At 34.3% G+C, this 14041-nt stretch carries 3 protein-coding genes and 1 pseudogene; all 4 read right to left on the bottom strand.

Annotation, left to right across the window (positions count from 1 at the left end):
* Positions 1–61 precede the first annotated feature (61 nt).
* Positions 62–4048: a tetratricopeptide repeat protein gene (locus F6K23_RS29110; protein ID WP_293162242.1), complete on the bottom strand. Its 3987-nt coding sequence runs from the start codon at positions 4046–4048 to the stop codon at positions 62–64.
* Positions 4049–5451: 1403 nt separating this feature from the next.
* A complete protein-coding gene (locus F6K23_RS29105; RefSeq protein ID WP_293162240.1) occupies positions 5452–5607 on the bottom strand; it encodes a hypothetical protein in 156 nt (51 codons plus the stop codon).
* 13 nt (positions 5608–5620) lie between these two features.
* Positions 5621–6208, bottom strand: a pseudogene (locus F6K23_RS29100) (Uma2 family endonuclease).
* Positions 6209–6757: 549 nt separating this feature from the next.
* Positions 6758–13666 carry a tetratricopeptide repeat protein gene (locus F6K23_RS29095; RefSeq protein WP_293162238.1) on the bottom strand — a complete coding sequence of 2303 codons (6909 nt, stop codon included), beginning with the start codon at positions 13664–13666 and terminating at the stop codon, positions 6758–6760.
* Positions 13667–14041 lie beyond the last annotated feature (375 nt).

Raw genomic sequence — 14041 nt, 5'->3', positions numbered from 1 at the left:
TTCTAATAAGTACAAAAATTATTGATATTTAGCTAAATAACTAATTTGATAATGTAAGTTTTTATAGTTGTAAGTTATAATATTTATTCGTAAATAAATCACTATAATCATTTCCTATATTAACAGTATCCTCTTGCTGACGGCATTGACTAGCAAAACTATATAATGCCTCAACCAAAGAAGCAACATTGATATTTGGCTCGATTAAATAACCTACTCCTAATTGGCTGATTCTTTCACCTACTGCTCCAATATCAAAAGCAAAAGGATATAAACCATTTTCTAATGCTTCACTAAGAGTATAGCAATAAGTTTCCGGCCATGTACTAAAGAAAGCAGCAAAATCTAACTGACTTTTACTAATTAACTCATTTAGTTCTTCTGGTTTATAAGCTCCATAAATAGTAACATTTGACAATTTTTTAAACAAATTATTATTTGCTGTTGTACCAATGACAATAAATTCAATGTCCTTCTTAATTTTAGAAGCATAACTGGCACAATGATAAAGAGTCTTTAGACCTTTTATTTGTGATATACCACCAATTAAACCTATTCTAACGGTAGATTCATTATCATTTTGAGACCGCAAAGTAACAGTTTGTTCTACTTCAGGATGATACCTTAATGTAAACTCTAGTTCCGGAAAATATTTGCTTATTCTTGTAGCCATATCTTGACTAGGAACAAAGATTTTTCTGGCTTTTTTTAATAAATTTTCTGAGTTTGAACGCCAGATTTCCATGCTGTCTATTTCTTCGTATAATTTTTGTAGACTGTTATGGGCACCATGTTCCTCAATACATAATTCACATACTTTAACAGGTGGTTCTTGACAATATTTACCTCTATTCTGACTCAGAGTCACCCTGGGACAAATTGAGGCATAATCATGAAGAGTAACATCATAACTAAGAGCTAACCCTTTCAATAAATTATCAAGAAAACTTTTGGAAAAACCTATTGTATGGTGAATATGAACATGAAATACTCCTAAATCGTGTAAATCTTGAATTAAAGCTTGCTCATCATGATTCACATTATATCGTGCTAATAAATCCAACTTTGGATAAGTTAATTCAACCCAATCTTTTGATTCTGAATCTTGTTTTAAAATTAGACCAATTATATTTTCTGATTCTAAAATAGAAACTAAATCTTGCAAATGTATTTCAGTTCCACCTCCCAAGTTATGATTAATCATTAAAATAAAGCGATCGCCACAACGTTTTAAACGTGCTAAATCAATATTTCTCCGTGCAATAGCAAAAGGATCTGATTTAATAAACTGCTGAATAACTAAATCATATTCAGGATATTTTTCACTAATTAATTTAAGACTACGATTAAGTAAATCAGTTTTATCACCAGTAAAAGATTGACTACCAACGTGCTGAATAAATACTCCTGTTGCTGCAATATGTCGCCAACCTAAATCTAAAGCTCGCTGACACCAGTCAACTTCTTCTCCATATCCTTTACCCCATGTTTCAGCATCAAAATAACCTACTTCTCTCAAAGCATCACGGCGAATGTACAAACAAAAACCATGACCTGAAGGAACTTCAATCGTCACATCTTGATTAACTTGCCGACATATTTGAGCTAATTCTTCTAAAGTCAAATCTTTAGGTATATCTTCAGTTTCTTGACAATTAATAGGATAGCTAAAGATTGTTGCATTATTGCTAAAAGGTGTACCTGTGGCAATTCTATCTTCTTTATAGACAGCTTCTCGTAAATAGTCTAGCCAATAATCTGTGACATAAGCATCTGAGTTGAGCAAGACAACATCTGAGTTTGTATCGGACATCATGCCATTATTAACAGACCTGACAAAACCTTCATTTTCAGCGTGTTTAATCAATTTTATTTGACCTGAATTAGCTAATTCATCTAAATAAGTGTGAATTTCTGGTTCAGGACTACAGTCATTAATTACTGTGATATGATATGGACGGTTTCGCTTAGATTGAATTACTCTTTCTAAACATTGTTGTGTTACTTTTAAATTTCTATATACTGGAACAATAACATTTAGTGGAGCTTCTTGTTTAACCGATCGCCACAATGATAGTTGGTGATATGTTTTAGCATTAAATAATTGCTGTTCATTTTCTTGTTGATGTCTTGCGAAATTCTTTAAATTTGGAAATACCACTTTTGTGAGCCATTGTTTTTCACCATCTGTTAAGAAATCAAATCCTGATACTTTTTGGTTTAATAATGAAATGGTGTGAGTTTTTGCTTCTTGTGAAACTGCCATAATAGGAGTATTAAGGATTGGCAAATAGGAATCTTTCAAGGTTAATACTATTTCGCTACCTCGCAGTCTTTCCTCTAATAAATTAACAAAAAATCCCAATTTAGAAAAACCAAAAATTGCTCCTACATCCTCTCTTTGAAAATTTGCTACAATTGACTGATATTTTAAGCCATTGATATAAACGTCTAGTTCTAAACTATTCTGAGGTGAATTTGTATCAATTATCCACCCCTCTATTCGTGTATGATCTGCCACATCAATGTTGCCTTTGATTTGCAAGCTAAAAGTTTTGTGAAAAATTATTTGTTGATTATCTAAAGTTTTTATTTCTAATGTATACTCTTTTCCATCTAAGTAAGCATCAGGTATAGTAAAATCAAAACCATACTTGCTTTTTTCTAAACCATTTTTTTTCTTTTTTTCATTAAAAATATTACAAATAACTTCACTATTTTTTTGATTATTAATGAAAACACCTATTGTGACTGAATCGGTTAAATCTTGCTCTCTAAATATCCAACCTTTAATACGATTACCTATACATTCTTCAAGGTTGAAACTAATGGTTTGTTCATCAATAGCCATTATCTCTTCTTGATTCCCTGTTTCAAGTTTTGCTGTAGGTAAAATTGGATCATATTGCCAGTTTTCTGTTGTTTCATTGTTACCTAATTTTTCTTCCTCTACTTCCAACACATCTGCCTGGATTTTTACTGCTTGCCAACAAGCTTCAAGAATAATTGCATTCTCCTCAACTTCTACTAAATCAGGTTGAATCTGAAGTACCTTTTGATAAGCATTTATAGCTTTCTGATACTCGCTTTTCTGATACCAAGCATTACCCAATTCTAAGTATAAATGAGCATCATCTGGCTTAATCTCTAAAGCTTTTTGATAACTTTCCACATCTGTCGGGTCATTCTCAATTGCTTGCCGATAATGACTTAATGCTTTCTCTAATTTCCCTTTAACTTGTTGATGCAATGCCTGATTTAATTTTTCCTCTACTTTAGGAGAAAAATCAGGCTGAATTTCCATAAATTGACGATAAGCATTCACTGCTTCATCCCATTTTTCTAAAAAGAAATAAAGCTCTGCTAAGTTATAATGTGACCAAGCAAAATTTGGTTCTAACTCAATTGCTTTTTGATAAGAAACAATCGCTTCATCCCATTTCTCTAACCTAACTAAAACATCTCCTAAATTATTATAAGACCAACAAAAATCAGGCTTTAATTCTATCGATTTATTATAAGCAGCAACTGCTTCTTCTAACTCCTCTTTTTCCTGCAATAAATTACCTAATTTATGATGTACTTCCCACAATTCAGGATTAATTTCAATTGCTTTAATATAAGACTTAATTGCCTCTTTTTTCTCTCCTTTTTCTACTAAATTATCGCCATTAAGGTGATAATTATCTGCCAAATTAGAGTTGATTATAACTGGATTATTAGCAGTAGCGATCGCTGATATCTGCTCCTCTTGTGTAGCTATTTTATCTAACGGACGATCGGCGATTTTCAAATTTTTACTAGGTTCTATTTGCTGTTGAGTATTAATTGTTTTTTCCTGAAGTTGATTTTCTGCATATTTCAAAGACTGTCTTGCTTCTTTCCAGTCAGGATCTAATTCAATTACCTTGCGATAAGCAGCGATCGCTTTTTTCCATTCACTTTTTTTTGCGAAAACTTTTCCTAAGCTAAAAAAATGTTTTGCCTGCTTAAAATTAGTTTGTTGTTGTTGTGTAAGTTGGGAAAAATTTGTGGGAGTTTTTGGCATAATCTCTATCTGCAGTCTTAAATATTTGTTATTGGTGTGTTAAGGAAGATATTCAATAATTAATAATTAATAATTAATAATTAATAATTATTGAATATCCTCTCCTTGAAAACGGATAGGATTGACTAATAATGAAAATTTTTTCTCTCTTGGTCGATTGGATATGGCTCTGAGACCTCACCATCCCACCCTACGGGAAGCTGCGAAGATCGACCGCTTTTTTCTCCTTTAAGAAAGAGGCTTTAAACCTTAATTATTCGGTAAGTTCAATAGTTAACTGCGAAGGTGATCTCCGCCTCACGCACCCTATATCTTCAAAAAGTTACCTCTTAAGCAATTACTATTAAATCCAGAACAAATCCTGGCAAAATATTTTTTTTGTATAGTGTCTAGGGATTTTTTAATATTTCTACACCCTACTCTGGTCGATAAATCCCTAATCATCGCTTTTGGCGATTAATTAACTAGGCTAATTTAGGCCTATTTTGAATGTATAATCAGCTCTTATTCTAAAAACACGAATTTACAATAGAATCCGGAAATAATTGATTAATCAGGGAACAGGAAATTAAATAAATTGAGGAGAGTTGAAAAGGACTGTATTTTTTAATACCAATTTGAAAAAAGAATGCTACAAAAAGGTATACCTTGCTCGAATATGCTTAAAAATAGCTAGTCTAGTTCATTTTAGATAGTTATTTATATTGTTTTTCCCTTTTTTTCAATATTTATCCCTTCTTCCTTCTTTCCTCTTCCTTCTTTCGTAGGGACGTTGCATGCAACGTCCCTACCATTTGTAACAAACATTTATTAAATAGGTATAATATCATGTCCGAAGGCAATCGTTTGTGTAAAAGTTGGCGTGGATATTTGCAGGAAATTTAAGTTTTTTTCTTGCCTGTTGCCTGTTGCCTGTTGCCTGTTGCCTGTTGCCTATTGACTATACAAGACCGATGCTACCGGACATGATATAAGAAAGGAAAAGGGAGTGGACAACATAGAAAAAAATTCCTATAAATAAATTCCAGGGATTTGAAAAGGGTTGTATTTTTTTTAGGAGTCAGGAACCACGGAAGGAACGGTGTTGAAAATTGGTTGGAGTTTGAGTCCCCATCCACTTTTTTCTTCTTTCTTCTTCCTTCTTCAACTATTATCAAATCAATGTTAAATCCAGAACAAATCCTGTTCAACAATGAATAATGAATAATGAATAATGAATAATTACCTCTCCATGAATTGAAGAGGATTGACAAAGAGATGAAAATTTTTCTTCACAGGAGTCGATTGGATATGGCTCCGAGACCTCGTCATCCCATCCTACGGAATGCTGCGCAAACGACCGCTTATTATCCCCTATCCAAGGGGCAGGGCTAATTCTTTGTCGTCAGAGAATATTTACAACCCTATATTTTTTTGATATCCTGTGCTTCCCACACTCCCCACACTCCCCACACTCCCCACACTCCCCACACTCCCCACACTCCCCACACTCCCCACACTCCCCACACTCCCCACACTCCCCACACTTCCCACCCCCCTCCTTTTTTCTCTGGTGACAATAAATAGACCCTGCTATCCAAGGGGAGGCGCATACCCACAATTTTTCGGTAATATATTTTCTCCTGACACTGTCCGAGGATTTTCTAATATTTCTACATCTTGCTGTGGTCGATAAATCTCTAATTGTCGTTTTTTTCGATTAATTAACCAGCCTAATTTTGCCCCATTTTCCATATAATCTCTCATCTTAGCTCTGGTTTTTTCTAAAGTATCACTAGGAGACATGAGTTCTACTACAAAATCTGGGCATAATGGTGGAAATTTATCTTGTTCTTCTAGTGTTAAATTATCCCAACGTTGACGACTTACCCAAGAAGCATCAGGGGCACGTTGCGAACCATTTGGAAGTAGAAAACCGCAATTAGAATCAAATACTTCCCCCAGATTATTTTCAGAATTCCAGATATCTAATTGAGTATTAATTTTAATATTGGGTTTGCTTGTATTTCCTCCGATAGGTGACATAATAATTAGTTATCCTGTGGCACTCCTTTCAAATCTGAGGTCGTCATTTTCCTGACAAAGTTGCCAAAATTGTTCGTCTGTTAATTCAATTTTTAATTCTAATCTTGGCGGTAAATAAATTGCGGGAGTTTCCATAATTATTTCTCGAATATTATTCAAAATTTATCTATTAGTAAGCATTTCCTCCGGAATGCTGCGCAAACAGCCGTCAGCTATCAGCTTTAGTCGATAAATGTAAGCATTCAGCTATTAGCATTTCCGTTTGTCATGCTCCGCAAAAAGCAATCAGATGTACGAACATATTCAAGCAAGAGCTAATATCATGTCCGGATAATTAGTTATAAAAAAACTTTCTCCTTCAACTCCAGTTCTTCTTCTTTCTTCCCTCTTTCCTCCTGAGGACTGACTCGGTCCTCCTGAGGACTCCGTAGTTATTTATTTATCACTGTTCAACCGGACATGATATAAGGTTAGGTTATAGGCAATTTCATTAATGAATTAAAATTGCTCTTTGGTGGATAATTTCCCTCTAGTATGATAATGAGTTAATAACAAATAGCTGTTAACGTAGTTCCTCCGCAGGAGGCTAGCTGATGGCTGACTGCTGTTTGCGCAGCATTCCGGAGGAAATGCTTACCGATAAATTTCTTGAAATGACTAGAGTAAAACTACAAACAATAATCCTTAATATGGTTCATTTCCTGTTATTTCAATAGCGCCTTGATAAGCTGCCACAGACTCATCAAGTTTACCTATTTCTTGTAAGGCATCTCCTAAAAGATGGTAAACTTCTCCTATATCTATATTTATCTCACTTTCAGAATAATTTTCTTGAGTTTCATTCGCTTCTAATTCAATAACTTGCTGATAACAATTGATGGCTTCTAACCATTCTCCTTTTTCTGCTAAAGCTTTGCCTAAACTATAGTGAGCTTCTAATAATTTGGGGTCTAATTCAATTGCTTGATAAAAACAAGCTATCCCTTGCTGTGTTTTATTCTCTGCTATTAAACCACTACCTAAAGTACAAAACTCTTGGGCAGTTGCCCAACCGGGATGTTGCATGAGTGCATTGTAAGATAATTCTTCTGCTTCATCAACTTTTCCTTGGTCTAGCAAGACTTCAACTAAACCTCGATAACTATCTTTTAAGTCTGGTGCAAATTTGATGGCTTTTTTGTAGGCAATTATCGCTTCTTTTTGTCGTTGATGTTGAACGTATAATTCTCCCAAACTGACATAAATTTCGGCAAAGTTTGGCTTGATTTCAATTGCTTTTTGATAAGCGACGATCGCTTCGTCTGGTTTATTTATTTCTACCCAAGATTTACCCATTATTTGATAAGCTACTGCATGGGGTTTTATGGAAATTGCCTCTTCACAAGTGGCGATAGCGTCATAGAATTTACTATTGACAAAATATGCTTCGGCTTGTTTAATTAAATCTGCTTGATTAATTTGAGGCAACTTCTCCTTCTCTTTTTTATCTTTTGATTTTGGGTGTAATACCCCGCCATCTACAGGGTGTTGAAAATTGATTGGGTTTTGAGTTCCCATCCACTTTTGACTTTTGACTTCTTCAATTTCTAACTTTTGACTTTTGATTTCTAACTTTTGACTTTCGACTTCTTCCATTGAATTTGAATATGACTGCAAAACATCTTCAGGATTAACATATTGAAGTTTCTTGCCGTTCACTTCTACCTGTTTTTTCACTGAAATATTACTAATTTCCCGAGCTTTTTGAGCATAAATAGCAGCCTCATTTACCTTGCCTTGACGTTTCAAAGTTGTAGCCAAATTTTGATAAGCAGCAGTGTAGTTTGGGTTTAATTTTATCGCCTTCTGATAACAGAATATGGCTTTAGTTAATTGACCTTGACGACAGAGGGTATTACCGAGATTTAGATGTTGGTCGGGAGTGATGTTTTCCGGGGTTAGAGTGTATGCTTCATACCAACAGTCTGCTGCTTCTGCTTGTTTACCAACTTGAGTCCATGCTTTAGCTAAGTTGCGATATGCTCCGGCAAAGTCTGGTTTGATGGCAATCGCTTTTTGATAACAGGGTATTGCTTTTTCCCATAATTCCTCTTGTGCGTACAAACTACCTAGGTTGACATGAATTGAAGGATCTTGACTATCGAGGGATATAGCTTTGAGATAATTTTGTTTGGCTTCCTGGAGTTGACTAGCACTGCCTATTTTTTGTTGAGCATTACCCAATATTTTGTATGCCATGGCCATCTCTGGTTGTACTGCTATAGCTTGCTGACATTGGGCGATCGCCTGTTCGTATAACCCTTCTTGGTTGTATGCTATGGCTTTTTGAATATAAACATCGGGTAGTACGACCGCTGATTTTGTGACATCAACATATTGAGCGTTGATTTGTGTATCTATTTTATCTTTTGGGTTTAATACCCCGCCGTCTACAGGGTGTTGAAAATTTGTTGGAGTTTGAGTCCCCATCCACTTCTGATTTCTTTCTTTTAACTTTTGACTTTTGACAATGCTGCTTTCTATTTGTGGTCTATCTATTTTTGGTAATGCTTCTTCTATTTTTTCTAATTCGTTACTTGCATCTTTTATTAATGCTTTTTTTTGCTCATTTTTATCAGTATTGGTTAAATTTACTTCAACAGGAAATAATAAGTTTTCACCAGCAGTTTCTGTTGTATATTTGATATTAAAATCTATTTCTGGTTTTAAAGGGAAGTAATTATTTGTACCCTGAAGTATGGGAATATTTTTAGATGGTTGTAAATATTTTTTCGATGATTGATGATGGAAATTAAAAACAGCAGCTACTCCATAAAATAACTGCTTGAAAAATTGCTCAAAATATTTTAATGGTGATTGAAAAGTACCAGTATTTCCTACTAACTGAATATCCGAATTACTGACCCGCTCCTGATCTATTGCTCCATCAATTTTATGTGTAATATCTGGTTTAAAACTATAGATATGATGATTTATATCGCTATTATTTACATAAGTTTGATCTTTTGATTTTGGGTTTAATACCCCGCCGTCTACAGGGTGTTGAAAATTGGAATTGGTTGGGGTTTGAGTCCCCATCGACTTTTTCCTTCTTTCAACTTCGGTATTTCTTCTTCCTTCTTCAACTTGTGGATGAGAGAGTTGGGAATTAGATTGAAGTTTCAAAGCTTCCCCTAAGTTCTGATATGCTACTGCTAATTTGGGATTAATTTGTATAGCATGATAATAACATGATATTGCTTGCTCTACTAAATTCATTCGTAACAGGGTATTACCTAAGAGCAAATGTTCTTCTGCTGTTGCTGTTTCTGGTTCTAGAGAATAAGCTTTTTCCCAAAATTTAGAGGCCTCTGCGTGCTGACCAACATGAGTTAATGCTGTTGCTAAATAACGGTTGACATCTGCCATATTTGGGCATATTTCAATTGCTCTTTGATAACATTGGATTGCTTCTTGCCATTGTTGTTGTTGTCCGTATAAACTACCTAAATCTCTATAAATTTCTGGATCTTTTGGTGCAATAGATATCGCTTTTGTATACCACTGCCAAGCTTCTGCTGCCTGACCTTGATTTTGCAGCATTTTTCCTAATCTTTTATAAGCTTCTACATGATCTCGCTCTACAGAAAGATTATCTGTCGCACCACTTCTTCCTTTTAACTTTTGACTTTTGACTTTTGAATTTTTATTTTTTCCTTCTTCCTGGTTAATTATTGTTGAATTTATTTGATTTGCTGTATTTTTGGCAGATAAATTAGATATTTTTTTACCTAAGTTACCATTGACATTGGAGAGGTTTGTTATTCCTAATTTAATCGCCTTGCGATAACAAGTATTCGATTCTTCAAAATCACCTGTTTGGGATAATGCTTCGGCGATATTTTGATAAGCTACTGCTGAATTAGGATTTAATTTTATAGCGCTACGATAACAAGATATAGCTTCTGTTAATTTCTGATTTTTTAAGAGAGTATTGCCTAGGTTTATATATTCTTTTTCTTTGATATTTGTGGGTTCTAGACAGTAGGCTTTATATTGAAAAATTGCTGCTTCTACTACTTTGCCAACTTTCTGATATGCCTTAGCTATGTTGCGGTAGGCTGGGGCTAAATCTGGTTTAATAGTAATAGCTTTTTGATAGTACTCAATTGCTTCTTGCCACTGTTGTTTGCGAGCATATAAAGTGCCTATATTAACATAGGCTTCGGCAAAATTTGGTTGAATATTAATAGCTCGTGAATACCACTCAAAAGCCGCTTCTATTTGACCTTCTTTTTGCACAATAATGCCCATTGTTTTGCAGGCTTCGGCAAAATCTGGTTGATTTTTTAGAGCTTGTTCACAAGCTGCTTTAGCTTCGTCTAATTTCTTTTGATCTAAATAGAATAGAGCTTTTTTATGGAAGTGAGTGGCCGCTTCTGTTTGATTAACTTTAGGTGCCATTTGATTACTTACTGCAGTTCGACTTACATTATCTTCTTCACCTTTTTGGGAAAAGGTTAATACATCAACTTGAGAATTAGAGAGTTTCTTCTCTAGAAGAATTTTTTCCTGAGAAGTTTGTTCCTCACTCAGAAATTTTACTGTGGGATGGGAATTTACTTTTATTATACTTGCTTGCGATAGCATTTTTTCTAGTTTACTAAGGTTAATTATAATATCTTCAGTTAGGGAATTAGGATACATGATTTGGCGGATTGGGTAATAGGTAAATTCTTCTCCTACTAAGTAGTAATACTTTAATCCTAATTTTTGAGCGATCGCCCAGTAATAATGCTTAATATAGTTAGGAGAAACTAACTCAATAACAGTAGTTTCTGGAGTACAAAACATAATATTTGTCAATCCACTACCATGAGGAGAAACTATGACTTTGGCATTGGCAAATAAAGCTACTTGCTCTACAACAGAAAGAGTTTCTAGTTCGATACTTATGAAGTCGTATTGATTTAATAGATCGATTACTTTTTCTTCATTAATAACTCTTCTATATTTAGCTTTATTCCGACTGATATAAATCCTTTCAGGATAATAAATCACTTGATTATGCTGATTTTCTTTTCGTTTAAACCTATCTTTAAGCAGAGTAGACATTGATCGGTTTAAAAATACTTGACGGTGAAATTCTAAGACCCATTTTTCTACCCAAGCTAAATGGCTTGAAAAGGATGGAACTATTAATTTTTTAGCTTGAATATAGGGATGGCGATCGCTTTCTATAATTTTATCTTCTGGAATTCCTAAAATCCGGAGAGTTTCCTGTTGAAATGGTTGTTTAGTACTATTAATTAAAAACCAATCTATTTGGTCAAAATTTATGCCATTGCGTCGCAATATTTCGATCCGGGGCAATATGTCTACCATCCAATGAAAATAAACATTTCCTGACAATCCAGATAAAACTGCTACTGTACCGTTTATTTGCTCTAAAGGTGGTAATTCTTCGGTACTAAAAAATCGATGGTTATTAATATCGTATTTGTCACATCCTGGCAACTGACCTGGGTATTCACGGGAGACTTCAGCTAATAATTGATTCTCTTGATTAATAATGGCAATGGCATTACAAATCATCCAATTATTTTTTTGAGGAACTATCCATGCTTTGCCATTTACTACTTCTGTGACGAATTTTGGTGTTTCTGGAAAGTCAATATTTATTGTTTGTGTTTTTTCCCTAGAAAGACTATGAATACCATTTCCTAAATTAATTGGTTGAAGTTGTTTAAATATTCGTTTGAGACAAGGTTGGCAGTTTAAGCCTTGACAAATAACTTGATTATTTTTGTCTTCTTCTTTTAGGTTTAATATCTCGCCATCTACTGGGTTTTGACAATGGGTTAGGATTTGAGTATCCATCGACTTTTTCCTTCTGCCTTCTTCTTTCTTCCTTTCTACTTCTTCCTTTCTACTTCTGCCTTCTTCTTTCTTCCTTCTTATTTCTTCAGAGTTATTGCGTTTTGCTAAAACTTTTTCTAATGCTTGAGAAATGGCAGAATTATCTGGTTCAACTGCCAACCCTAAATGGTAAACAATAATAGCCGTATTGAAGCGTTTTTGTTTTGCTAAACTATTGCCTAATTTGAGATGCAATTCAACATTTAATGGCTGAAATTTTAATGCTTTTTGATAATAATTCTCTGACTGTGAATATTCGCCATATTCAAATAATACATTTCCCAAACTTGAGTAAGTTAAGATTAAATTTTTTCTAACTTCTGCTAAATATAAATTATCTATTTCTTTTGAGTTTAATATCCCCCCTTCTACAGAATTTTGACTGGTAGTAATTTCAGTGCCCATCCACTCCTTTTTTCTTCCTTTTAAATTTTGAGTTTTGAGTTGTGAGTTTTGAGTTGTGACTTCTTGTGCTAAATATAAATTATCTATTTCTTTTGAGTTTAATATCCCCCCTTCTACAGAATTTTGACTGGTAGTAATTTCAGTGCCCATCCACTCCTTTTTTCTTCCTTTTAAATTTTGAGTTTTGAGTTGTGAGTTTTGAGTTGTGACTTCTTGTGCTAAATATAAATTATCTATTTCTTTTGAGTTTAATATCCCCCCTTCTACAGAATTTTGACTGGTAGTAATTTCAGTGCCCATCCACTCCTTTTTTCTTCCTTCTTCCTTCTTCCTTCTTCCTTCTTCCTTGTTACTTTTGACTTCTTCCTTTTCCCTTCTCCCCTCTTCCATTTTCCATTTTCCATCTTCCATCTTCCATCTTCCTTCTTCAAGTAATGTGACGAGAAATCTAGCACAAGCTCTTTTCGCTTTTTCTAATTCATCTAACCCTGTTAAAAAATCTGCTTTTTCACAATAACTTTCCACAAAGGAATTATGATTAATTACCTTTTTTAAGTGGGGTATTGCTGCTGCCAACTTTCCTAACTCCAAAAAAGAAAAAGCACAGTTACTATGAGCAGAAAGATTTTCTGGATACTGTTTGATTATTTCCTGAAAATAAACAATAGCTTCTGAGTGCAAACCTTGTTGTTGATAAACTTTTCCGAGGTTATGACGAGCTACTATTAATTGAGGCTTAAGTGCCAGTGCTTGACGATAATTAGTAATAGCTTTTTCTACTTTCCCAAGCTCTAAAAATGCTTGGCCTTGGTTATTATAGAGAGAAGCATCATCTGGTTTTAAATTAATAGCTTGTTGAAATATTTCGATTGCTTCCTTAGCTCTACCTTCCTTAACTAAAATACTACCCCAGTTACTATAAGCTTGAACTTGAATTAAAATATTTTCCGCCTTACCTTGGGATAAATTAATGACTTTTTGATAACTGGAAATTGCTCGATCTAGTAAACCTTGTTGTTGTAAAACAATGCCAATATTATAGTAAGCTTGAATATGCTGTGGATGATGAGCGATCGCTTGTTGATAATGAATATAAGCTGCTGATAGATTTCCTTGATGCTGAAAAGCTATTCCCAAGTTATACTGAATGTAGTGGAGGTCTGGTACTAAAGTTAATGCTTCTTGGTATAACAATATGGCGGCTTCTAGTTTTCCCTGCTTTTGATATAACAATCCTCTTGAAGCTTTTTCTTCAGCTAACTTCAATACTTTTGAGGATTCGCTGCTCATATTTGAATAGTAGTGCATTGTGATGAGTTTTGAACTTTGAGTTTATACAATTTGGAATTTTGGGTTTGATGACTCTTCTGTTTCAATAAATTTAATGTTGTGTTCCTCACACAATTGTTTGACTCGTTGCTTAAGTTTAGCTGTGGGTATTTGTACGAATGATTGAGTCTGTTTGCCTAAATTTACCGAAAAATTGTGGGTATGCGCCTCCCCTTGGATAGGGGATAATAAGCGGTCGTTTGCGCAGCATGACCTAGGATGGGATGGCGAGGTCTTTTCGCTGTCCGACCATCGACTCCTGTGAAGAAAAATTTTCATCTCTTTGTCAATCCTCTTCAATTCATGGAGAGGTAATTATTCATTATTCATTATTCA

The organism is Okeania sp. SIO2C9, from assembly GCF_010672455.1.
GTDB lineage: Bacteria > Cyanobacteriota > Cyanobacteriia > Cyanobacteriales > Microcoleaceae > Okeania.
This window is presented reverse-complemented; position numbering and strand designations above follow the sequence as displayed.